This window comes from Wandonia sp., from assembly GCF_984588085.1.
The window spans coordinates 23,076-46,118 of sequence record NZ_CFIGVI010000019.1; the positions used below are offsets into that span (position 1 = coordinate 23,076).

Below are 23,043 nucleotides of genomic sequence, written 5' to 3' on the forward strand. Positions count from 1 at the left end.
TTTTAGGAATTATTAGTAAAAGAAGCTGTAGCTTAAAAGTTACGGCTTTTTGTATGAATACTGATTACTTGTATTCGTAACCTTTTTTCTTTGCCCCAAGATACACAGGAATAGTAAGTGGTAAAATTTTTTCCCTGATTACGTTATCCAGTTTTTTCCTTTCTCCCTTACAGACCTCATACATTTCCCGATTCTTTTTACTCTTTCCCAGAATAGCATAATACTTTTCGCGATGTACCCCTTCATTTATAACCATTCCGGCACCCATCCCCTGTTTAACGACAAATGTCTTTCTCACAACCCGGCAGATAAAATAAGAATATCCGGCAAATTTTTTCCTGACTGAAAAACGAAAGACACCTAAAATCCGATAGCGGTAATAAAATGCCTCCGGATCTTCAGGTCGTAACAAAAAATCCTTGTATGAAAATTGCATCAAAGCAAAACAGAGAAGCAACAAGTAAGGCCAAAAAGTAAAAAACACATACGCACTTCCCTGAATCAAGAAAAGCATACCGTAAAACAGCAAGAACATGTAACTTATTCCAACACCTGTTATAGGTAGTACAGTTCCCTGTCGAATAATGAGTGGTTCTCCCTTTTTCTCTTTCTTACTCACTACCCAATAGGAATTCCGAAGTTCGGTGAAATTTGATTTCCGGATAATCTCTCTCCGCCATCTGAAGAAGGAATGGTGTTTCCGCAAGAAAAACCCGGTTCCCATCTTTATCTACAGCAACATTCGTTGTTTTGGCTTTCAGGAATTCCTGCATTTGCTGTTCATTATCCGATGTAATCCATGTAGCCAGGTGGAAATTTCGCGGACGGAACGTACACTTGGCTCCGTATTCATGCTCGAGGCGATACAATATTACTTCAAACTGAAGCTGCCCTACTGTTCCTACAATTTTACGATTCCCCGGTTGTTGAATAAACAGCTGTGCAACTCCTTCATCCATCAACTGCTTGATTCCTTTATCCAATTGTTTGGATTTCAGCGGATCTAAATTCTCCAGTTCCTGAAAAATTTCAGGCGAAAAACTCGGAATACCTTTGAACGAAAAATTATCTTTTTCCGTCAATGTATCTCCAATCTTAAAGTTTCCTGAATCATACAAACCTATTACATCTCCCGGGAACGCCTCATCAATGACATTCTTATCCTGAGCCATGAAAGAGGTCGGGTTCGGGAATTTCATCTTCTTTGCATTTCGGACATGGTTGTAAAATGTATTGCGCTCAAATCGTCCCGAAACAATACGAAGGAAAGCAATCCGATCCCTGTGTTTCGGATCAAGGTTCGCGTGAATTTTAAAAACAAATCCACTAAACTTTTCATCTTCCGGCTCTATAAACCCTTTATCCGTATCTCTTCCTCTGGGAGCCGGAGATATTTCAATAAACGAATCCAACAGTTCCTTTACTCCGAAATTGTTCACCGCCGAACCGAAAAATACAGGGGCTACATCCCCTGCCAGGTACTTTTCTCTGTCAAACGGTTCATAAACACCATCAATTAACTCGAGATCTTCCCTCAGCTGTCCAGCTCCTTCCTCTCCGATAATCTCATCAATCTGAGCATCATCTACATTTGTAAAAGAGACAACGTCTTTTGCTATTTTTGTTTTATCCGGTTGAAAAAGATTCAGTTGGTTTTGATAAATACTGTAAACTCCCTGAAAGTTATATCCCATTCCGATAGGCCATGCCAACGGACGAACATTAATATTCAATTTTGACTCCAATTCATCCAATAACTCAAATGGATCTTTTCCATCCCTATCCATTTTATTGATGAAAATAATAACAGGAGTTTTTCGCATACGACAGACTTCCATTAAACGCTCAGTCTGCTCCTCGACCCCGTTTGCACAATCTACAACCAGAATAACGCTGTCAACTGCAGTAAGGGTTCTGTAAGTATCTTCCGCAAAGTCCTTGTGACCAGGCGTATCCAGAATATTGATCTGTTTCCCGCGATACTCAAAAGCCATTACAGAAGTCGCAACAGAAATTCCCCGTTGCTTTTCGATTTCCATGAAGTCAGAAGTAGCCGATTTCTTAATTTTATTATTCTTTACCGCTCCGGCTGTCTGTATTGCCCCCCCAAAAAGCAGAAGTTTCTCTGTCAAAGTGGTTTTACCGGCATCCGGGTGAGCAATAACTCCAAAAGTACGTCGTTTCCCTATCGCTTCTTTATGCTTCATCTTCAATCATTTGAGTATCGTGGAAATTTTCCCGCCGTTCATCTAAAACGGGCTGCAAATCTACAATATTTTCAGTAATTTAGTTGCATCATGCAAGGACTAAAAGCTACTTTTTTAAGAAGAGCCACTCTCGTGTTTCTTCTTCTTTTTATTGGCTCACGGGAAAAAGCTTTGGCTTCTCTTCTTTCCGTTCACGACTTTGAGCAGCAGTATGTGGAATGCCAAATACAATCCGTTTATACACATTTACAGAATAAGGAATTGTCTTTCGATGTCTGGGAAAAAGGTTTCAGAGGGTATATCAGTCTCTACAAACAAGGGAAACTGGAAAATCCACGCTACCTGACTCTGGTTGACTTTTCACAACCTTCTTCGGAAGAACGTTTGTTTGTCATCGACCTGGTGCAGCAAACTATTCCTTTTCAATCCCTTGTCTCACATGGCAGGAATTCAGGAGGACTTATGGCCACTTCTTTTTCCAACAGAAACTCTTCTTATCAATCCAGTCTGGGTTTTTATGTGACGGCAGAAACCTATTCGGGAAAGTTCGATTATGCGATGCGACTGGATGGTCTTGAATATTCAAATTCAAATGCTCGGGAAAGGGCAATCGTAGTTCATGGTGCAGACTATGCCACGCCCGAATTCCTGAAGAAAAATAACGGAATATTGGGAAGAAGCCTGGGATGTCCTGCCGTACCGAAAGAATCCGCACATCACCTTATCGACCTTGTAAAAAACGGAAGTTGTTTCTTTATTTATTCCGAAAACAGAGAGTATGCGCGGCTTTCCAGATTACTGCGTTTCATTCCCGGAGTAGATGATCTGGCACAACTTGAATGTCTCAAGGAACAATATTCCTGATTTTTCTTCACCGTTTGACTTTTCACAGCTAAATTTGACGTTCAATTAAATCAGAGAGCATTGAGGAAAATTGCGCTAGTGGGGAATCCCAACTGTGGGAAAACAACTTTGTTTAACCGTTTAACCGGACTAAACCAACGCGTTGGTAACTATCCGGGAATTACAGTAGACAAACGTTCGGGGAAGCTAAAGTTAGGAGAGAATCATGACGTTGAACTCATTGACTTACCGGGAGCATACAGCCTTTCATCCAATAGTATGGACGAACAGATTGTACAGGATGTTCTGCTAAACAACACTGCTGAAAGCCATCCCGACCTTATTCTTTCGGTGGTTGATGTTAGCAATCTTCACCGCAACCTTTTTCTTGCTTCACAGGTACACGACCTTGGTATCCCCATGGTACTGATCCTGAACATGATTGATTTACTGGAAGGAGAAGTCATCCAAACTGAAGAATTGGAAAAAGCATTCAACTGTCCGGTTATCAGCATTAGTGCCAAAGATGGTAAAGGAATAGACTCCCTCAAAAAACTGTTACTTCACAGTACACAACCCGAAGAGATTCCTCATATCAATTTGGATGACAAATGGATTACTGACCCTGAAATTATTCAGGAATTACTTCCTGATACATCTGTATATCAGCGCTTCAAAATCACCAACCATATAGACAAACTCAACTGGGTAAAGCACCAACAAAAAATTAGTGATCTGGTTCATCAGAGTGGTAACTCAACCTATAAAGCGGAATTAAACGAAATCAATGCCCGTTATCGGTTTATTGATCAGCTTGTGAAAAAAGTAAAACTTCGCAAAACGGATCTCCGCTCAAAACAAATCACAGAAAAAATTGATACGATAACCACACATCCAATTAAAGGACTTGCTGTATTTTTACTTACATTCTTTATCATTTTTCAGGCTGTATTTACCTTTGCGGCTTACCCCATGGATCTTATCGACTCCGGCTTTGTCTGGTTAGGTAAATCAATCGCCACTCTCCTTCCGCAAGGCATGTTAGCCGACTTTTTAGTTGATGGATTATTAGCCGGAATAGGTGGTGTACTCGTATTCCTTCCCCAGATTATGATTTTATTCGGGCTTTTCACAATACTGGAAGACTCCGGGTATCTCGCACGGGTAAGTTTTATGACAGACGGGCTATTGCGCAAATTCGGAATGAACGGAAAGTCGGTTATTCCGCTTGTCGGAGGTTTTGCCTGTGCAGTCCCTTCCATTATGGCTGCCCGGACCATTGAAAACAGAAAAGAACGTCTGATCACCATCTTTATCACTCCGTTGATGAGCTGTTCCGCACGACTCCCAGTTTATGTTTTTCTGGTTTCCTTTATTGCTCCTGATGACTACCTTCTCGGATTCATCAGTGTGCAGGGACTTGTGATGATGGGAATGTATCTCCTTGGAATTGTTGTGAGTTTACTGGTGGCTCTACTGATCAATTATTTCATGAAACACAAATCCGGTTCTTCGTTTATTCTCGAACTCCCCAGGTATCGTTTCCCGAATTCCAAGAACATCCTGAGTTCGATGATTAACAAAGGAAAAACGTTTGTTACCGAAGCCGGAAAGATTATTCTCATTGCTTCGCTTGTATTATGGACATTGGGGTATTTCGGACCTCAGAAGGAAATGGATCGTATTGAACAAAAATACGAACAGATGGCTTTGGAAAGCAATCTGAGTGAAGACGAACTCTCCTATCTGGAGAGTAGTGAAAAACTGGAACACTCCTATCTGGGACACATCGGGAAAGGCATAGAACCTGTTATCCGTCCGCTTGGCTTTGACTGGAAAATAGGGATTGCGCTTGTTGCCAGCTTTGCTGCACGAGAAGTCTTTGTCGGAACTATGGCAACGATCTACTCAGTAGAGGACGATCCCGAAAGTGAAGGGGGATTAAAATCCATTAAATTCAGTTATGCAACGGCTTTTTCGCTCTTGATTTTCTATGTTTTTGCTCTTCAATGTTTAAGTACAGTTGCTATTGTAAAACAGGAAACAGGCGGTTGGAAATGGCCTTCAATTCAGTTGGTTTCTTTTACAGCTCTGGCGTATTTTGCCAGTTGGCTGACCTATATACTTGTTAAATAAGATTGAACAATGAAAATCATAAAACGCTTTCAATATTACGGCATCGGGTTACTAATCGGACTTATGCTTACGTTTGTTTTCTTTCAAAACAGAGGGTGTTCCTGGCTCCCCGAAAATCGTGTAAAAAATGCCATTCTGGACAACGTAGTTGTTTTCAGCCAATCCGAAGAACTTACTCCGGAGCAAAAAGAAGATTACTTTCTTTTACTCAACAAAGGTGATGTTAAGTTTGGTCTGAGTAAAAAAGACGGTGAACCCAAACTCTACTTTCTGAAAGGAGAGGACAGAAACGGAAGTGAAATTCAGGCTCAGTTCGAACTTAGAAAAGACGGTTTTATCAGTTTATGTACACCTCTGAAAAACAATACGGTCATTACGGATGGGATTTTTTCCGGAACCGCAAACATGGAACACTTTCCGTTGGACACTGCTTTGGTAGCCTTCGAAGACGTAGCTAAATGTCAGGCAAAATACCTGGGGATATCCGAAAAACAAACACTGGAAGCCTTACAGAAAAGCGGAAAAGTAGATTATGACAAGAGTAATCCCGAAAATCCTGAAAAACCTGTTTATCACCTTACATTTACCTATCTGGATCAGGTCTATGCCACACGTGCGAATTGGTATAAAGACAAAATTTACATTACGTACTTTTATGATTCCGGTTCTGACTGTAAATAATTAGCTGAAAGTAATCATCAGATCAATGATGGTGGCTTGACATAACTTCGGGGTTTAATGGGTCTTCCAATCGTTCGTGCATAGACCATTGTTATTTTTGCTCCGAGAAAAATAATCTGGGACGAATAAAACATCCAGGCCAGAATTACGAGTATGGTTCCCACAACTCCTCCTCCCGCAGCAAAGAAATAATTCGTCAGGTAGTATTTAATCAACAGTTGCCCGATGTATAATAAAACAGCTGTAAAAATGCTTCCCCGGATAGCAATTCCCCATTCCACAACACCATCATGCAGGTATTTAAAAACAAACAAAAAAATAACTGTATTACTTAGTAATGAAGTAATATGTTCTATCCCGAAAGTTAACCAACCATTAAACTGCCCTTCAAACAGTTCGGCTCCAAACGACACAAATGCTGTTTCCAGAAAATAAAATACTACCACAACAACAGCCACCAGTGTCAACATTAAAAAGGCGACTAAACGTGCAAGAATATTATGAAAAATAGCTCGTTTCATCTGCACAACCTCTATATCAAAGAAATCATTTAAACTGGTTCGTAACGAACTGAAAATTGCAGAAGCAGAAAACGCCAACACCACAATCCCCACAACCTGTAACACAAAATTTCCGGCTCCCAGATCCACCAGTTTTAATGCATCCACCAACCAACTGACATCTTCAATCCCTATCTGTTCTTTTGCTATCGCTGCAACAATTGAAATCAACTGATCCTGCCCCAGTATTTCTCCTATAGAAATAAAGAGTAAATACAACAAAGGAACAAGTGCAACGATTGTGTAATAGGCAAGAGAAGCTCCATGAATAAAGCTTTTCTCCTGAAAAAACTCGTAAAAGCTTGTCTTAAAAAGTCTCCAAACCTGTTGTATCGTAATTTTATTCTTTGGCATAATCCGGTTCTATCATTAATTTTTGAGGTAGCGGAGAACCGGCATACAAGACCAACTCTTCTTCGCTAACAGTTCTGACCAGATGTGAAAAATATCCTCCCTGAAATGCTGTTTTCAGTACTTCCACTTCGATTCCATGATCCACTATACTGTAGGCATCCGGTCTGAACAAACGTTCTTTACCGTTGGAATGTAGCACATTAATTTCCCCAAAAAATTGCGCTTCTTTACTATTTGTAGGATGAATATAAAAATTTACGGCTGAATCAACACGTTTTATCACTCCATCCTCCATATAAGCAATTCGATCTCCCCAGGCCATTGCCTCTTTTCCATCATGCGTAACCAGTACAATTGTAGTATTCCATTTAGAACGCATTTCATGAATATACAATTCCACACGCCTTCTCGTAAGTGGATCGAGATGAACGAAAGGTTCATCAAGCAACAATATATCCGGTTCATTCGCCAACGCCCTTGCCAGTGCCAAACGTTGCTGTTCGCCGCCGGAAAGTAAATAAGCCTGTTTCTTACGCAATGATTCCAGTCCCATTACAGTGACTAACTCTTCTACTATCTCATCCCGGTCTTCCGCCTGATAATGGAGTACTTTCAAGCGAATATTTTCTTCTACCGTGTGGTATTTATCTAATGCAAAATCCTGATTAACGAGTTTTATTTCCGGATGTCCGGCAACCAAACGAAGAGAAGGTCCCACCACGCGCTTACCGCGAAAAAAAACGTCTCCGTTATCCGCATCCTCCAATCCTGACAGGATTTTTAAGAGAGTTGACTTTCCCCCGCCGCTTCTTCCCACAATAACTAATGATTCTCCCTCGTGTAGCTCAAGCGTTACTCCATCAAGCACCGATTTATCAGCGTACTTTCTGGTAATATTTCGGGCAGTGAGAATCATTTGTTAGCGGGCCAATTCTTCAGGAAAATCAGCTGCCGTTATATAAATTCCGGGAATAGGATTAGAAAAGACTTCATAATCCTTAAAGTATACCCGGATTATATGCATTCCTTCTTCCTCATCTACTGTAAACTCATGAAAGATATTCTCCGAAAAGGCCAGAGGCGTAACCGACCCATCTTCGCATTTTACAAGTAATTGACGCATGTTAGGAATGGAAAACGAAAAACGTTCTCCTTCTCCCTTCATTCCCTGAAGAACATATTCAGACTGCTTCAGTTCTTCTATTTCTGAGCATTCGCCCTTAATTTCCAATGCGTCTTCCCAATAATACCGAAGGTTATTTTCGGACTCTTCCCCATCATAGTTAGCATCTGCAAACTCCGGAGAGAAGTCCTCGTTCACAAGAAAAAAATGAGCCTTTACTCGCATAAAACTATTATTTTAAACAAAACTAATCAATTGTTCGAAAGGACTGAAATAAACTTTTTCAGGTAGAGGTCGAAGTTTATCCTCTATTTCGGTGCCAGGCGGTATAAAACCAATCCAATTACACCAAAAACAAGATTCGGTATCCAGGATGCCAGCAAAGTAGGAAAACCAATATTTATTGCTGCAACAGAGGTTACCTGCATAGCAAAAATGTAAATAAACACAAATGCCAAACCTGTTGCAATATGTACCCCTATTCCTCCTCTCGACTTCCTGCTGGATACTGCCACTCCTATCAGCGTCAATACATACGATGCAAAAGGATAGGATGTTCGCTGGTGTTTAACCAATTCAAAAGCAGGAACATTTTCATTTCCTTTCTGCTTTTCTCTTTCTATAAAATTGTTCAACTCCTCATAATCCATGGTTTCCACAATATTATCTCTCCTGGCAAACTCATCAATACCAAAAGCAAATGTGGTATCCATTTTATCTCCATGAACTATATCATCTCCCGTTTCACCAACTTTCCGCACAAAGTAATCTTCCAGTGTCCAGGTTTTATCCCCAGTAGGACGCAGTCTTTTGGCGCTCAGAAAATATTCCAGCTTGTTATCTTCGCTCCATTTTTCCATGTAGAAATCCTGGATGTATCCCTGATCCGACTTGTAATTCTTGAAATACACGGACTCACCATTGGGAAAGTCTGCATGATAATTGGACACCGACAAACTGAATCGATAAAATTCTTCTTCAAATCCTAATCGCTTTGCATTGGCAGAAGGGAGAATAAAATGATTCATTGCCAGAGACATCAATGTAAGCAATGTTGCTCCAATCATATAGGGCCGAAGAAATCTGTGAAACGGTCTTCCGCTATTCAGCATCGGGATAATCTCCGTATTCTGAGCCATTTTTGCCGTAAACCAGATCACAGAGATAAAAATGATCAGTGCTGAAAACATATTTCCATAAAAGAAGATAAAGTTTACATAGTAATCAAACACAATGGCTTTAAAAGGAGCCTTGTTCTCAATAAATTCCTGTAAACGTTCTGACAAGTCAAAAATTACGGCAAGCAACATAATCACTCCCATCATAAAAAAGAAAGTGGTTAAAAACTTTCGGATAATGTACCTGTCAATTATCTTCAGCATACTTTACAGCCTGTTTTGCAGTTTTGGAACCATTGCATTTTTCCAATCGTTAAAGTCGCCTGCCAGAATATGTTGACGAGCTTCTTTCATCAACGTCAGATAAAAAGCCAGATTGTGTATGGTTGCAATTTGAATCCCCAGATTTTCTTTCGAAATAATCAAATGGCGCAAATAGGCTTTCGTATAAGCATGATCCACGTACGAAGTGCCTGATTCATCCAATGGAGAAAAGTCTTTGTACCACTTTTTATTCTTGATATTGATAATTCCGTTGCGGGTGAACAACATTCCATGTCGGGCATTTCTGGAAGGCATTACACAATCAAACATATCCACGCCCAGCGCAATACATTCAAGCAAATTCACCGGAGTTCCCACTCCCATCAGATAACGGGGTTTTTCTTTTGGAAGAATTGTACAAACAAGATCAGTCATTTCGTACAAATCCTCATCCGGTTCTCCTACAGAAAGTCCTCCAATTGCATTACCAAAGGCATCAAATGAACTGATTGCTTCTGCAGAGAGAGTACGAAGATCTTTGTAGACACTTCCCTGCACAATAGGGAAAAGAACCTGATCGTACCCATACTTGGGTTCGGTCGCATTCATCTGATCCACACAACGTTTCAACCAGCGATGCGTCATATGCATAGAACGTTTTGCATACTTATAATCACAAGGATACGGTGTACACTCATCAAACGCCATAATAATATCCGCTCCGATTGTTCGCTGAATATCAATAGCCCGCTCCGGAGTAAAGAAATGATAACTCCCGTCAATATGTGACTGAAATTTTACTCCCTCTTCTGTTATCTTCCTTGATCCTGCCAAAGAATACACCTGATATCCCCCGCTATCGGTCAGCATAGGTTTATTCCATCCGTTAAACTTGTGTAATCCTCCTGCGGCTTCAATAACTTCTAATCCCGGACGTAAAAACAGGTGATACGTATTCCCGAGAATAATTTCAGCGCGGATGTCTTCGTTTAACTCATGTTGGTGAACTCCCTTTACCGTACCGGCCGTACCGACCGGCATAAATATCGGAGTTTCAATAACTCCGTGATCCGTGTGAATTTCCCCGGCTCGTGCTTTTGATGCTTTATCTGTTGCTAAAAGTGAAAAGTGCATAAATATGTTGAAAAAAACGTGTGACAAAGATAACTGTATTCCGGTAAGTGTAACATCTTTGCAGTAAACTAGCAACAATTATGGATTTTTCTTTTCCGGAAATTGACTGGACTCCTACTGGAATCGTTTTTCTGGTTTTTGGTGTATCCGCTCTCATACAACTTTTATTCACACTACTAATTTTCAGTAGATTTACATTTCATTCATCGAAAAAAAACAATAAAATTCCAGAATCTCTTCCCGGCGTTTCCATCATAATAGCTGCACGTAATGAGGAAGACAACCTATATAAAAATCTTCCTGCTGTACTGAATCAAAAATACCCGGAGTTTGAAGTCGTTGTTGTAAATCATCAGTCTGTCGATGATTCAAAACACATTCTACAAGCTTACCAAAAGCAATATCCGAATCTAAAGATAATTGATATCGAACGGAATCATCATCTGCGAAACGGAAAAAAACTTCCCCTCACAGTCGGGATTAAAGGAGCCAAATATGACCATTTTCTATTTACTGACGCTGATTGTATTCCTGCATCAGATAACTGGCTACGCCTAATGGCGGGTAAATTCGGTAATCGTCACCAATTAATTTTGGGCTATGGTCCCTATTCAAAAGCAAAAGGTTTTCTAAACTTTATTATCCGCTTCGACACGACCTTTATTGCAACCAACTACTTTGCTTTTGCCGCATCCGGCTTCCCCTACATGGGGGTAGGACGTAATATGGCCTACACCCGCCAGTTATTTGATAGTGTACAAGGGTTCAAAAAACATTATGCCATTCAGTCCGGAGACGATGATCTCTTTGTAAAAGATGTAGCCAAAAAACGGAATTACACCATACAGTTTCATCCGGATTCGTACTGCTATTCTGAAGGAAAAGCTTCCTGGAAAAAGTGGTTCGAACAAAAGCAACGTCACTACACGACTTCGTCTTCTTACAAAGTTTTCCATAAACTGTTGTTAGGAATATATCCATTCACGCTGTTAGTTATGCTCGTAACTTTTGTTTCTTTGGTTTTTAATAAAGAGTATTGGCTTTGGAGTTCAATGATTTTTGGAGGGGTTATTATTTTGAAATGGATCTTTCAGGGCATCAATTTCGGTAAACTGGGAGAAAAGCGCATGGCATTAGCTCTCCCCTTACTGGAAATTATGTATGCTGTATTACTCCCCATTATCTACTACTCAGGCGATAAGAATGAACAACAATGGAAGTAGGCAATCATTTGACTGAAAAAGGAAAAAAAGACTTAGAGCTTGTATATCTGGCTCAACAGGGAGACCAAATGGCTTTTGCTGAACTTATGGAGAAATATCGCGACTCCATTTATTTTATGGTAAACAAAATGGTTCGCAACACAGATGATGCCGAAGATCTGACAATAGAAGCCTTCGGAAAAGCATTCCATCGCATCAACCAGTACTCCCCCGATTTTGCTTTCAGTACATGGCTTTTTAAAATTGCGTCAAACAATTGTATCGACTTTATCCGGAAAAAACGACTGCAAATGACCTCAATGGACACAACCTTTGAGGGGGAAGACGGAGAGTATTCAGGTATGCAGATCCGCACTGATGACCTTGATCCGGAGGAAGAAGCAATTAAGAAACAAAAAATAAAAATGATGCGGCTTTTGGTTGAAAAGCTAAAACCCCGCTACAGAGTTCTGGTCGAAAAGCGTTATTTTGAGGAGCTCTCCTATGAAGAAATCGCTGACGAACTGGATCTACCTCTAGGTACTGTTAAAGCTCAATTGTTCCGCGCAAGAGAATTTCTCGCAGGAATGATTGAAAAAACAAAAGACACAATCTGATTTACTGTAACTTACTCTTGTTGTATTCTATACATAATCTGCCATTTCATCTTCCACTTTCTTGAAATAAAAGAGAGATGAAACGAATAGAATCAGTACCATTCCAATAGACACATACATCAGGTTACCGGGAGGAGTTCCTCCGAATAGTGACCAACGAAATCCCTGCACAACACCTGCTATCGGATTCAAATAGTACAAAGCGCTCGCCCATTGCGGTAAATGACGTGTCGCAAACTCAGCAGGATATGCAATAGGAGTAACATACATTCCTATCTGCACCATAAAGGGAACAACGTGCTGAAAATCCCTGTACCGAACGCTCAAAGCACTCAACCATATTCCTACAGCCAAAGCAGCAATAACGCCGATAAGAACAAAAACAGGAGCCATCCACACATTCGAACTGGGAGCTACGCCATAATACACCATCAAAAATATCATGATTACCAGAGCAACAGCAAAATCAATGAAACCTACAACTGCTTTTGACAAAGGAATGATCAAACGGGGAAAATAGATCTTTTTCACCATCCCCTGATTCATGATAATTGAGTTTCCTGCATTCGTCATCACATACGAAAAATAACTCCAGATACTCATTCCTGCGACAGTAAACAATAAATGCGGCACTTCAGTTTCAACACCTACAAATCGCCCAAATACCAATGACAAAATAAACAATGTCGCTACCGGCTGTAATATCGCCCACAAAAGACCTATTGTCGTTTGCGCATATCTTACCCGAAAATCTCTCCAGGAAAGAGTAAGAAATAAATCTTTGTATCGGTATAATTCTTTAAAATCAGGAATAACAGATCGATGATCTGCATCAATAATTTTCTTTTCCATTGCTTATTTTGCTGGTGGCAATAGCGCAAATTTAACATAAAGTTCGGACAACATGGCGTAAAACCATCTTTTCCACCTACCTACCAATTCAAAATCCCGAATTACTAGTTCTCTATTATCGGTTTAGACTTCCGATTTTGAAATGTCAGTTGTATCTTTGAGGCAAAAGAAAAGAAGTTAAGATGATTGTAGTTACCGGTTCAGCTGGATTTATAGCAAGTGCGTTAGTAGGAAAACTGAATGCTCTCGGATATGGAGATATTGTTGTCGTTGATGATTTTTCAAAAAAGGAGAAAGAGAACAATCTGGTCGGAAAAACGATCGTAGCTAAAGTTCCCCGAAATGATTTCGAAAAGTGGATCAGCGAGTATGGTAATGAAGTCAAGTTTATTTTCCACCTCGGTGCAAGAACAGATACTACGGAATTCGACAAATCCATTTTTGACGAACTGAATCTTAACTACAGTAAAATGGTTTGGAATGCCTGTGTGAAGTTTCAAATCCCTCTGGTATATGCCAGTTCAGGAGCGACCTACGGATTGGGTGAACTAGGTTACAAGGACGATCATGCACTAACCCCAAAATTGAAACCGCTGAATCCATACGGAGACTCAAAAAACGACTTTGATATCTGGGCACTCCAACAAACTGAGACACCGCCATTTTGGGCCGGACTTAAATTCTTTAACGTATATGGTCCCAACGAATATCATAAAGGCAGAATGGCCTCTGTTATTTTTCACGCATTTAACCAAATCTCAGCAACGGGCGGCATGAAATTGTTCCGTTCTCACAATCCCGAATACAAAGATGGAGAACAGCTCCGGGATTTTATCTACGTAAAAGACGTAGTTGATGTTTGTGCATTTCTCATGAAAGAGCAACCTGAAAGCGGATTATACAATTTGGGGACAGGAGAAGCCAGAACTTTCCTTGATCTTGTAAAAGCAACATTCAAAGCCATGGGCAAAGAAGAGCAGATCTCTTTCATCGATACTCCGGAAGACATCCGCGATAAATACCAGTATTTTACGGAAGCAGATATGTCTAAACTCATCAATGCAGGATATACACAAGCATTTATTTCCCTGGAAGCGGGAGTCGAAGATTATGTAAAGAACTATTTAACGGATAAAAACTACTTATAAATGCGTATCATCTCTTTCAATGTCAATGGCATAAGAGCCATTATGAACAAGGACTTTGACAAATCCCTGCAAGATATGAACCCGGACATTATCTGCTTTCAGGAAACCAAAGCACAGGATGATCAGGTAGCTGAAGCACTTAAACAGTTTAGCGACTTTCACCTGTACTCGAATTCTGCCGAACGAAAAGGATATTCCGGAACGGCTATCCTTACAAAGACACAACCACTGGCTGTACATACGGATATTGGCATTGACGAACATGACAAAGAAGGCCGCGTACTAACCTTAGAATTTGATGACTTCTTTCTGACAACAGTCTATGTTCCGAATTCAGGTTCCGAGTTACTTCGATTACAGTATCGCACCACCTGGGACATGGCTTTTCTTGATTATCTGAAAAGTCTTGAAAAGACAAAGCCGGTTGTCGTGTGTGGAGATTTTAATGTTGCTCACAAAGCAATTGATCTGGCCCGTCCGAAAGAGAATTATAATAAGGCTGCCGGCTTTATGCAAGAAGAAATTGACGGTATGGATGCATTTACCTCCAACGGACTGGTTGATACATTCCGGCACATACATGGCGACACAGTAAAATATACATGGTGGAGCTATCGAGGTGGTGCACGTCAAAGAAACGTGGGCTGGAGAATCGATTATTTTCTGGTCAGTGAATCCTTTCTTCCACGTTTGAAAGATGCTTTTATATTAAATGAAATCATGGGGTCAGATCACTGCCCGGTAGGAATAGAAATCATTTAAGTTAAAGCTGTTCTTTTTCCGAAACGAATTGTTTTGTATTAAAGGTTTTTCTTAATATTGTCCTTACGGACTAACAAACCTTTACTATGGGAAAAATAACTGGACGTCAGATCTGGAAAACCTTACACGCTGATTTAATTGGTAAAGATTCTCAGAGAGGAATTACGCTTACTTATGGTTGGTTTGCCAATCAACTTGGACATTTCGCTCTTGGTTTCGTACCTATTTCAATTGCTTATATACTCGGAGTTGAATTAAAAACAGCATTATTTTCCGTTGCCTGCTTCTGGTTAGCTTTTGAAATTTATAATGCCTCCTCCCCATTGTATAAGAAAGAGTATAAAGGAAATGGCACGTTCAAACCGCAGTGGAAAAACCTTACATTTGATACATTCACGGACCTTTGCTTTTTTTGGACGGGTTCTTTAACTTTTTACTTTATTGCCAGTACAGACAAAAACGGGTTGTATTTCTTTCTAGCCGGTTTACTTCCTCTCTTTTTTTTCGGGAGGTACTGGTTTCTCACAAAATTGTACCAACAAAATGCATTTTTCCCCTATGCTTTTCGGTTAAGTCAGTGGAATGGACATCTAAAACCGAACGATGCCGACTTTATCCGACACTATTTGCAACAACGCACCCGTAAAGCGCATCATTTCATCGTTTCAGGCGCCAAAAAATCAGGTAAAACAACGATAACCGTAGGAATGGCCAATGAATTAGCCATTCGCCACAATAAAACAACCTACACAACCCTTAGTAAATGGGTTGGTGTACTTTCCGATTCACAAGAGGAATTATCACGAGGCAACAAAAGTCTTTGGACCTGGCAGGAAAGTGAATTCCTATTGATTGATGACATCAACCCCGGAACTCCGGAAGAAGCTAACAAGTATAAAGCAACAGATATAGAATCGTTTATCAACAATTCAGGGAATGGAGATACAATCAAACAAATTCTAGGCAATACCTCTGTTGCCTGGGTAGTCGGAAGCTGTTCAGATGATGATGGCATTCGGGACTGGAAAGAGATGTTGATTCGAATCGGGATACCGAAAGACAAGATCACAACTATCGATCTTAATTCTTTTCAATCAGGGAAGTAACCTGTTATCGTAAGCAAAGGAGATCAGACTTGTTGTATTGGAAACCTTAAAGCGTTCCAAAAGTGCATCTATATTTTTTTCTAATTGTGAAATAGAAACATTCATTTCATCGCTGATTTCTTTATACGTATTTCCTTGGGAAAGAAAACGGATCATATCCAACTCAGCATCAGAAATCCGAAAAGGATAAAACAGACTTTTATTCAGATTTCTTTCAAATTCATCCTTCTCAGGTCCGTATGCAGCAAAACGCATCACCTTACCAAACCGAAGTCCGTAATCGACCTGAAAACGTCCGATAATGCATCGTAAACTTCCATCCTCAAAAGTATCATGAACAGCGACACGTGCCACAACAGGTATTTCCTGCCCGTTTTTATTCATCACTTTCGTTTCAATTGTGAAGCTGTATTCTTTTAGTCTTTCCTTTCTTTTATGCAGAAACTGGAGCGCTTTATCATTAATATCATGCACAAAAGGAGCATAATCAGGAGAAGTCATATTTACAATATGCATCATAGAGATTTCTGTATCAGGAATCCCCACAACACCTTCCCAGCCATCAGCGTACAGCATTCTACCCTTTTCAAAACTGTAAATATAGATTCCTTCCAATGGATACTTATACAAACGCGTTTTATAAAAGCGGTAATACTCGCTGTCCGGATCCATTGGGGTATCCGTTATAAACTGCTTTGAGTATGAACCAAAATCTTCAGACATTCGTAAATAGTGTAAGTCGTTTACTACCTATGCAATTATAGTAATTATTAGCCAACTAATCAGTAGCCATTCGATTAAAAAACAGTTAGTAGCGTATTAATCAAAATAGTGCCTGATCTCTTCACAAAGGTATTTTTCCCCGTTCATTACCTTTTCTACGCCCAGTTGCATTTCTTTCATGGGAGCGTTTTTTGTGATATATCCTCTGGCTCCGTTTTCAATTGCCCTCCGAACCATAACTGGCTCATTATGAATTGACAATATCATTATTTTAATCCAGGGATAACTTTCAGTAATCGTTTTGGTTATTTCTATTCCATTTTGTGAACCAGGCAGGTTGATATCCATAAAAATTAACTCAGGCTTGAGATCCTCTATATATTCTGTGAGATTATCTGCTGAATACAAAACCTTAACATTATTGAAAATATTCGTATCCCTCAGTAGTTTTCCCCAGGCGTCAGCTATTAGTTTGTAGTCTTCGACTACCAGTGCATTTACAATATTTGTCATGTATATGGCTACAATTGATTAGGCTAATTTACTAAAAAACAATTCAATTACAGAGTGACAAATCCGTGCAAATGTATTATTCTTGAAAACCTAAGTAAGCCGCATTATTTTGTTTTACACTTTTGTGAAACATTTGACAACAACCTATTATTACATCCTGATCAAAGGTAGTAGCTTAATCTACTACCCATTTAATTGTTTTCACCTCTTCAGTATCGAAAAGAACACGGATCACTTTCATTCCTGACTTCTCAGAGTAAATCTGCTGTTGAGCTCCTTCTGCAACATCAAAACTTTGCTCCAACACTCCTGCTGCACTGTATACCTGAACTGATTTTGCTCCTTCAGCAAGAACAAGTGTCCCCTCCCCGTTCGAAGGATTTGGGTATACGTAAGCATCTTTATCGGAAGAAATAGAGCCATAATCTACAGAAACAACTCCTCCAACGTTTCGCTCCCCATTATTATCCACCTGAATCAATCGGTAATATTGGATTCCTGAATTAGGATTAAAATCTGTTAATTCGTAAGAATTTGCCGCATGAGAAGCTCCTGCCGCTTCACGATAACCGATTATTTCCCATTCTTTTCCATCAATTGATTTTTCAATATCGTAGTATGCGCTATTATTCTCCGATTCTGTTTCCCAGTATACCAGAATATCTTCTTTCTGAGCCTCTGCATCAAAAGCTGTTAAAGTTACTGGTAAAGCCAAAAGTGAATCTGTATCTAAAAACTCACTTTCGCTGATAAGATGCTTCGTAGTAAATACACATCCTGTCTCATAGATCACATCCACTGTATAAATACGTACCTGCTCTCCATTTGCAGAGCTATACGAATCAAAGGTGTAATCAAATGATGTAACAGGCAATTCAGACTCTACATTTACAAAGATAGCTCCGTTTGGATCAAGGTAGTGGTGATTAATGGTATGTGAAATCCAGGTAGGATCAAAAGCTGCTGCCGTTTCAACTGCACTGGCAGCATCAAGACGTCCAGCTCCTAAAAGTCCCTCATATCCCGGATTAAGACTATCCACGCTAACAGCAGTAGATTTCAAAATATACTCTACTTCACAATGGTTCAACGCTTCATTTACTTCTTTCATCAATCCAACTGTTCCACTTACAATCGGAGAGGCAAAGGAAGTCCCGTTTCCGGTTGTGTACACATTGTTTGCAATTGATAATGCCATATCATACCCGGGAGCAACAAGATCCACAGTTGCATTGTGCTGATGTGTTGAAGAAGCATCACCAATATAACGCTCGTGATTATCATTTGGTCCGATACTCGACACTGAAATCACTCCATCATAAGCAGCCGGATAAACAAGGCTGGACGGATCTCCACATGTACCTCCGTTACCTGCTGCTGCAACAATAACACTTCCATTTTCAAGTACTTCATTAATCATATCCTGATAGTATGAACTATATACACATCCACCAGCCCAGCTTACATTAATCACATGAGCACCTGCATAAGAAGCTTCAAGAATACTATTATAACTCATCCCGTAAAGCAAAAGATCACAATCATAACCTATGGAACTTTTTCCAATACCGTTATTTGTGTTACCTGCAGCTGTAATTGCCACTGCAGTACCATGATCATAGTTCGGGTTATACATTCCGGGTTGAATATAGGAATACTTACCTGCCAACTCCTCGTGATTAAGGTCGAAGTTTGAGTCAGTAACAGCTATTTTGATTCTTCGGTTTCCTGTCGTAACATCCCATGCTTCTTTTGCATTAATTAAATCCAGAGCATAGTCTGTAGCAAAAGTAGCAGTATAATCATTGGTCTCGTGTAAAGGAGTAATCACAGGAACCAATTCCGGCTGCTCAAAATAATCTTTGCGTTTTGCAACTTCAGCTAAAAGGGTATTCACATCACAAGCGCATGAAATTTCAACTACAGACTGAAGTTCTTCTTTTTTAGAAGCAGGAAATGCCTGTTGTACAGACGTTACTGATAACTGGTTGAACAGTTGATTAACTTCATGCTGTTCAAACCATATTTTCCCGTTATCATTTTTAACAGTCTCCAGCATTCTATCTGACAAACGAGTCATTACTTTATTTTGCTGAGATTGACCAAAAAGAGTAACCTGAATGATCAGGGAAATTATCGTGATTAAGTAGTGTGTTGTTTTCATAATATCTTCCTTTTTTCTTCAAAGGAATAGCGATACCACTGATTCTCAAAAGATTTAAACACCCTCAAAATCAAAATACAAGAGGCTGTCTACCACCCTCTACGTACTTCGGTTTTTCCCTCTAAGCATTTATGCGTACGACTAGGTAATTGTACGTAAAAAACACTCTGAAATACGAATAGAAAACAAACGGATAGATCTTGCAGATAACTCTACCCTATCAATAATTGGAAAGAAAACGATGGAACAGACTAGATATAGCCTTTATCTTTTGCGTAGGCACTCAATAACGCTGCGTTTGCCAGGTTAAGTTTCTTCAGGATATTATGCCGGTGAGCATCTACCGTACGACGGGAAACAAATAACTTATCTGCGATCTGACGTGAAGTCAATCCCTGCGCAATCAAGGTAGTAATTTCAATTTCCTTGGCAGTTAATTCTTTCTGGCTACTGTCATCCCCGCCCGAAAGGTTATTGAAAAACTGTTTATCCTTAATCTCTTTACAAACGTACGTGTCTCCATCATACACTGAGCGAATTGCGGCTTCCAATTCCTCTTTTGTTGTGTTCTTTGAAAGATAACCTCTTGCCCCGTTCTGAAAGAAACGTTTAACAAACGCCATATCATCATGGATAGACAAACCAATAACCCTTGTTTTAGGAAGCTTATCATTCACAATTGCAGCCACATCAATTCCCGATCCCCCTTTAATATTAATATCCATCAGTACAATATCAGGTCGCAGACTCAAAATACCCTCTATTGCTTCATCTGAATTATCCGAATTCCCCACCACTTCAAAATCATCAATCTGTTTTAACAAACTCACCCATGCATCTACAATAAGCTGATGATCTTCAACAATGTAAATTGAAATAGTTGTGGCCATAATTCTGTTGTTGTGTATCTACAAAAGTAGAAAAAAAAGTGAATAGAATTTGCAATTGTTAAATTCTTTATTTAACTATGCATACATAGTATTTTTTACTATATTAGCCGAACCACATTTCAGGTACATTACATTTAACGTTTTGATTACTATCAACAAGTGAAAAAATGTTAACTTAACAGCACAGTAGGAATAAAAGTAAAAACAGTATATATTATGAGTAGAAAAATCAATAAAGTAGCCGTACTCGGTTCCGGTGTTATGGGATCACGGATAGCGTGCCATTTTGCCAACATCGGTTGTGAAGTACTGTTGCTTGATATTGTTCCCCGCGAATTGAATGAAAAAGAAGCTAAAAGTGGATTAACACTGGAAGACAAAATCGTCAGAAACAGGATTGTAAATGATTCGCTGAAATTTGCATTAACATCCAATCCTTCTCCGATCTACAGAAAGTCTTTTGCTTCGCGTATTACGACCGGAAACTTTGATGACGATATGTCCAAAATAGCGGATTGCGACTGGACAATTGAAGTGGTTATTGAAAGACTGGATATTAAAAAGAGTGTATTCGAACAGGTTGAAAAATACAGAAAACCAGGTACTTTGATCACATCCAATACATCCGGAATTCCGATACATTTGATGACAGAAGGAAGATCCGACGACTTCAAAGCCAATTTCTTCGGAACACACTTTTTCAACCCACCCCGTTATTTACAACTTTTAGAAATTATTCCAACCCCACATACTACTCAGGAGGCAATTGATTTCATGATGGATTACGGACGTCGATTTCTCGGTAAAAAGACGGTTCTCTGTAAAGATACTCCCGCATTTATTGCCAATCGAATCGGAGTCTATTCAATTATGTCTCTCTTTCATACTGTTCAGGAAATGGGACTTTCTGTCGAAGCTGTCGATAAACTTACAGGACCTGTTTTGGGACGACCTAAATCAGCAACATTCCGTACTTGTGATGTAGTCGGATTGGATACCCTGGTACTCGTTGCAAACGGAGTTCGTGAAAATTGTCCTGATGACGAAGCGAATGACGCTTTCCAATTGCCGGAATACATCACTAAGATGGTAGAAAACAAATGGCTTGGTTCGAAAACGAAACAGGGCTTTTATAAAAAGGTAAAAGGGGAAAACGGAAAATCAGAAATTCTTAGTCTGGATCTGAATACTCTTGAATACAAAGCGCAGGAGAAAGTAAAATTCCCGACCCTCGAAATGGCAAAACCCATTGACGACCTGAAACAACGTATTAAAATGTTGTTCATGGGAATGGATAAAGCCGGTGAATTTTACAGAAAAACATCGGCAGGATTATTTGCCTATGTTTCCAACCGGATTCCTGAAATTTCAGACGATCTGTACAAGATAGATGATGCTATGCGAGCAGGATTCGGATGGGAGCTGGGGCCATTTGAACTTTGGGATACAGTTGGTCTGGAACAAGGTCTTAAACTGATTGGCGACGCTTCTAAAGAGGTTGCCCAATGGGTGAAAGATATGCAAGCCAAAGGCATTACCTCCTTTTACAAAACTGAAAAAGGGAAACGGTATTACTATGATGTTAACTCCGGTGATTATGCTATCATTCCGGGAACAGAGGACATGGTTCTTCTGGATGTACTTCGCGAAGAAAATACGGTTTGGAAGAATGCTGATTCTACAATCGTACATCTCGGAAACGGAATCCTGAACCTGGAATTCCACACCAAAATGAATACGATTGGCGGAGGTGTCATTGAAGGTATCAATAAAGCCATTGACCTTGCTGAAAATGAATACAAAGGTCTGGTAATCTCCAATACAGGGCAAAACTTTTCTGCCGGAGCGAATGTTGGAATGATCTTTATGATGGCAGTAGAGCAGGATTATGATGAACTTGATTTTGCAGTTCGTTCTTTCCAAAATACAATGATGCGTATCCGTTACTCAAAAGTACCGGTAGTAGTAGCTCCTCACAATATGGCATTAGGCGGCGGATGTGAAATGTCCATGCATGCCGACAAAGTAGTTGCTCATGCCGAACTATATATGGGGCTGGTTGAATTTGGTGTCGGGCTGATCCCCGGTGGTGGTGGATCCAAAGAATTTGCTCAACGACTCAGTCAGGAGTTAAAAGATGGAGACATCCGTATTAACCGTTTGCGTCAACGATTCCTCACCATCGGACAGGCTCAGGTATCAACATCAGCCTATGAAGCTTTTGATCTGGGATATCTGCGCGAAGGAACAGACGAGGTAGTAGTGAGTCGCGACTATCAATTAGCGCGTGCAAAAGAAGCCTGTGAAGCACTCATAAATAAAGGATACACGCCTCCAAAACAAGAACGCGACATTACTGTTTTGGGAAGTGAAGGACTGGGAATTGTTTACGTGGGAGCCAACTCTATGTTGAGTGGTAATTATATTTCCGAACACGATGCATTAATCTCTGAAAAACTGGGATTTGTACTTTGTGGAGGAGATCTCTCCGAAATGACCAAAGTTAGTCCGCAATACCTGCTAGACCTCGAAAGAAAAGCATTCCTTGAACTTTGTAAGGAACGTAAAACACTGGAGCGTCTCGAAAGTCTTGTGAAATCTGGTAAAATTCTCAGAAATTAATCCGGATTCTATTGACTGGTAAAG

General features: G+C 40.0%; 21 protein-coding genes. 9 read left to right on the forward strand and 12 right to left on the reverse strand.

Annotated features, from left to right (window positions below; translation table 11 throughout):
* Positions 1-64 precede the first annotated feature (64 nt).
* Both AC4PL9_RS09055 and AC4PL9_RS09060 read right to left on the reverse strand, forming a co-directional pair.
* On the reverse strand, positions 65-619 hold the full coding sequence (locus tag AC4PL9_RS09055) for a hypothetical protein (RefSeq protein ID WP_491604431.1): 555 nt from the start codon (positions 617-619) through the stop codon (positions 65-67).
* Positions 612-2,207, reverse strand: coding sequence for a peptide chain release factor 3 (locus AC4PL9_RS09060; protein ID WP_491604432.1), 1,596 nt, complete (start codon positions 2,205-2,207; stop codon positions 612-614). Before AC4PL9_RS09060 ends, AC4PL9_RS09055 begins: the two co-directional genes overlap by 8 nt.
* Before the next feature lie 90 nt (positions 2,208-2,297).
* On the opposite strand from AC4PL9_RS09060, the gene AC4PL9_RS09065 reads away from it, so the two are divergent.
* Genes AC4PL9_RS09065 through AC4PL9_RS09075 form a run of 3 tightly spaced genes read left to right on the forward strand, consistent with a single transcriptional unit; the run spans position 2,298 to position 5,867 of the window.
* Complete coding sequence (locus AC4PL9_RS09065; RefSeq protein ID WP_491604433.1) at positions 2,298-3,071, forward strand: murein L,D-transpeptidase catalytic domain family protein; 774 nt, start codon at positions 2,298-2,300, stop codon at positions 3,069-3,071.
* Between the two features lie 60 nt (positions 3,072-3,131).
* The gene (feoB, locus tag AC4PL9_RS09070; protein WP_491604434.1) at positions 3,132-5,186 is read left to right on the forward strand and encodes a ferrous iron transport protein B; all 2,055 of its coding nucleotides are present in this window, start codon (positions 3,132-3,134) and stop codon (positions 5,184-5,186) included.
* Positions 5,187-5,195: 9 nt separating this feature from the next.
* On the forward strand, positions 5,196-5,867 hold the full coding sequence (locus tag AC4PL9_RS09075) for a hypothetical protein (RefSeq protein ID WP_491604435.1): 672 nt from the start codon (positions 5,196-5,198) through the stop codon (positions 5,865-5,867).
* 17 nt (positions 5,868-5,884) lie between these two features.
* Here AC4PL9_RS09075 and AC4PL9_RS09080 read toward each other — a convergent pair whose 3' ends face one another.
* From AC4PL9_RS09080 to tgt, 5 genes are all read right to left on the reverse strand, one after another.
* A complete protein-coding gene (locus tag AC4PL9_RS09080) occupies positions 5,885-6,781 on the reverse strand; it encodes a YihY/virulence factor BrkB family protein (protein WP_491604436.1) in 897 nt (298 codons plus the stop codon).
* Complete coding sequence (locus AC4PL9_RS09085; RefSeq protein ID WP_491604437.1) at positions 6,768-7,697, reverse strand: ABC transporter ATP-binding protein; 930 nt, start codon at positions 7,695-7,697, stop codon at positions 6,768-6,770. The genes AC4PL9_RS09080 and AC4PL9_RS09085 overlap by 14 nt, the downstream gene beginning before the upstream one ends.
* 3 nt (positions 7,698-7,700) lie before the next feature.
* Positions 7,701-8,129, reverse strand: coding sequence for a hypothetical protein (locus AC4PL9_RS09090; RefSeq protein ID WP_491604438.1), 429 nt, complete (start codon positions 8,127-8,129; stop codon positions 7,701-7,703).
* 83 nt (positions 8,130-8,212) lie between these two features.
* Positions 8,213-9,286, reverse strand: coding sequence for an LptF/LptG family permease (locus AC4PL9_RS09095; RefSeq protein WP_491604439.1), 1,074 nt, complete (start codon positions 9,284-9,286; stop codon positions 8,213-8,215).
* Between the two features lie 3 nt (positions 9,287-9,289).
* Complete coding sequence (gene tgt, locus AC4PL9_RS09100; RefSeq protein ID WP_491604440.1) at positions 9,290-10,420, reverse strand: tRNA guanosine(34) transglycosylase Tgt; 1,131 nt, start codon at positions 10,418-10,420, stop codon at positions 9,290-9,292.
* Positions 10,421-10,500: 80 nt separating this feature from the next.
* Here tgt and AC4PL9_RS09105 point away from each other — a divergent pair, with 80 nt between their 5' ends.
* Both AC4PL9_RS09105 and AC4PL9_RS09110 read left to right on the forward strand, forming a co-directional pair.
* Entirely contained in the window at positions 10,501-11,643 is a 1,143-nt protein-coding gene (locus AC4PL9_RS09105; protein WP_491604441.1) for a glycosyltransferase, read from the forward strand.
* A complete protein-coding gene (locus AC4PL9_RS09110) occupies positions 11,634-12,239 on the forward strand; it encodes an RNA polymerase sigma factor (RefSeq protein ID WP_491604442.1) in 606 nt (201 codons plus the stop codon). Before AC4PL9_RS09105 ends, AC4PL9_RS09110 begins: the two co-directional genes overlap by 10 nt.
* A 27-nt stretch (positions 12,240-12,266) precedes the next feature.
* On the opposite strand, the gene AC4PL9_RS09115 is transcribed toward AC4PL9_RS09110, so the two are convergent.
* Positions 12,267-13,091 (reverse strand): ABC transporter permease, encoded by an 825-nt coding sequence (locus AC4PL9_RS09115; RefSeq protein ID WP_491604443.1) that lies wholly within the window; start codon positions 13,089-13,091, stop codon positions 12,267-12,269.
* Between the two features lie 182 nt (positions 13,092-13,273).
* Here AC4PL9_RS09115 and rfaD point away from each other — a divergent pair, with 182 nt between their 5' ends.
* From rfaD to AC4PL9_RS09130, 3 genes are all read left to right on the forward strand, one after another.
* Positions 13,274-14,239: an ADP-glyceromanno-heptose 6-epimerase gene (gene rfaD / locus AC4PL9_RS09120; protein WP_491604444.1), complete on the forward strand. Its 966-nt coding sequence runs from the start codon at positions 13,274-13,276 to the stop codon at positions 14,237-14,239.
* Positions 14,240-15,001: an exodeoxyribonuclease III gene (locus tag AC4PL9_RS09125; protein WP_491604445.1), complete on the forward strand. Its 762-nt coding sequence runs from the start codon at positions 14,240-14,242 to the stop codon at positions 14,999-15,001.
* A gap of 86 nt (positions 15,002-15,087) precedes the next feature.
* Entirely contained in the window at positions 15,088-16,107 is a 1,020-nt protein-coding gene (locus AC4PL9_RS09130) for a hypothetical protein (RefSeq protein WP_491604446.1), read from the forward strand.
* Here AC4PL9_RS09130 and AC4PL9_RS09135 read toward each other — a convergent pair.
* The 4 genes from AC4PL9_RS09135 to AC4PL9_RS09150 all read right to left on the reverse strand — a co-directional run bounded on the left by AC4PL9_RS09135 (position 16,096) and on the right by AC4PL9_RS09150 (position 20,397).
* Complete coding sequence (locus AC4PL9_RS09135; RefSeq protein ID WP_491604447.1) at positions 16,096-16,830, reverse strand: helix-turn-helix transcriptional regulator; 735 nt, start codon at positions 16,828-16,830, stop codon at positions 16,096-16,098. The genes AC4PL9_RS09130 and AC4PL9_RS09135 overlap by 12 nt on opposite strands.
* A gap of 96 nt (positions 16,831-16,926) precedes the next feature.
* The gene (locus tag AC4PL9_RS09140; protein ID WP_491604448.1) at positions 16,927-17,343 is read right to left on the reverse strand and encodes a response regulator; all 417 of its coding nucleotides are present in this window, start codon (positions 17,341-17,343) and stop codon (positions 16,927-16,929) included.
* Positions 17,344-17,518: 175 nt separating this feature from the next.
* Positions 17,519-19,507, reverse strand: a complete 1,989-nt coding sequence (locus tag AC4PL9_RS09145; RefSeq protein WP_491604449.1) for a S8 family serine peptidase — start codon at positions 19,505-19,507, stop codon at positions 17,519-17,521.
* 251 nt (positions 19,508-19,758) lie between these two features.
* Positions 19,759-20,397: a response regulator gene (locus AC4PL9_RS09150; protein ID WP_491604450.1), complete on the reverse strand. Its 639-nt coding sequence runs from the start codon at positions 20,395-20,397 to the stop codon at positions 19,759-19,761.
* A gap of 216 nt (positions 20,398-20,613) precedes the next feature.
* Between AC4PL9_RS09150 and AC4PL9_RS09155 the strand changes: the two genes are divergently transcribed.
* Positions 20,614-23,019: a 3-hydroxyacyl-CoA dehydrogenase/enoyl-CoA hydratase family protein gene (locus tag AC4PL9_RS09155; protein ID WP_491604451.1), complete on the forward strand. Its 2,406-nt coding sequence runs from the start codon at positions 20,614-20,616 to the stop codon at positions 23,017-23,019.
* Positions 23,020-23,043: the final 24 nt, after the last annotated feature.

Coding starts and splice junctions, on each gene's coding strand:
- AC4PL9_RS09090 (WP_491604438.1), bottom strand. CDS start 8,129: ATGCGAGTAAAGGCTCATTTTTTTCTTGTGAACGAGGACTTCTCTCCG.
- AC4PL9_RS09135 (WP_491604447.1), bottom strand. CDS start 16,830: ATGTCTGAAGATTTTGGTTCATACTCAAAGCAGTTTATAACGGATACC.
- AC4PL9_RS09125 (WP_491604445.1), top strand. CDS start 14,240: ATGCGTATCATCTCTTTCAATGTCAATGGCATAAGAGCCATTATGAAC.
- AC4PL9_RS09095 (WP_491604439.1), bottom strand. CDS start 9,286: ATGCTGAAGATAATTGACAGGTACATTATCCGAAAGTTTTTAACCACT.
- AC4PL9_RS09150 (WP_491604450.1), bottom strand. CDS start 20,397: ATGGCCACAACTATTTCAATTTACATTGTTGAAGATCATCAGCTTATT.
- AC4PL9_RS09105 (WP_491604441.1), top strand. CDS start 10,501: ATGGATTTTTCTTTTCCGGAAATTGACTGGACTCCTACTGGAATCGTT.
- AC4PL9_RS09110 (WP_491604442.1), top strand. CDS start 11,634: ATGGAAGTAGGCAATCATTTGACTGAAAAAGGAAAAAAAGACTTAGAG.
- tgt (WP_491604440.1), bottom strand. CDS start 10,420: ATGCACTTTTCACTTTTAGCAACAGATAAAGCATCAAAAGCACGAGCC.
- AC4PL9_RS09060 (WP_491604432.1), bottom strand. CDS start 2,207: ATGAAGCATAAAGAAGCGATAGGGAAACGACGTACTTTTGGAGTTATT.
- rfaD (WP_491604444.1), top strand. CDS start 13,274: ATGATTGTAGTTACCGGTTCAGCTGGATTTATAGCAAGTGCGTTAGTA.
- AC4PL9_RS09085 (WP_491604437.1), bottom strand. CDS start 7,697: ATGATTCTCACTGCCCGAAATATTACCAGAAAGTACGCTGATAAATCG.
- AC4PL9_RS09145 (WP_491604449.1), bottom strand. CDS start 19,507: ATGAAAACAACACACTACTTAATCACGATAATTTCCCTGATCATTCAG.
- AC4PL9_RS09130 (WP_491604446.1), top strand. CDS start 15,088: ATGGGAAAAATAACTGGACGTCAGATCTGGAAAACCTTACACGCTGAT.
- AC4PL9_RS09140 (WP_491604448.1), bottom strand. CDS start 17,343: ATGACAAATATTGTAAATGCACTGGTAGTCGAAGACTACAAACTAATA.
- AC4PL9_RS09075 (WP_491604435.1), top strand. CDS start 5,196: ATGAAAATCATAAAACGCTTTCAATATTACGGCATCGGGTTACTAATC.
- AC4PL9_RS09065 (WP_491604433.1), top strand. CDS start 2,298: ATGCAAGGACTAAAAGCTACTTTTTTAAGAAGAGCCACTCTCGTGTTT.
- AC4PL9_RS09155 (WP_491604451.1), top strand. CDS start 20,614: ATGAGTAGAAAAATCAATAAAGTAGCCGTACTCGGTTCCGGTGTTATG.
- AC4PL9_RS09080 (WP_491604436.1), bottom strand. CDS start 6,781: ATGCCAAAGAATAAAATTACGATACAACAGGTTTGGAGACTTTTTAAG.
- AC4PL9_RS09115 (WP_491604443.1), bottom strand. CDS start 13,091: ATGGAAAAGAAAATTATTGATGCAGATCATCGATCTGTTATTCCTGAT.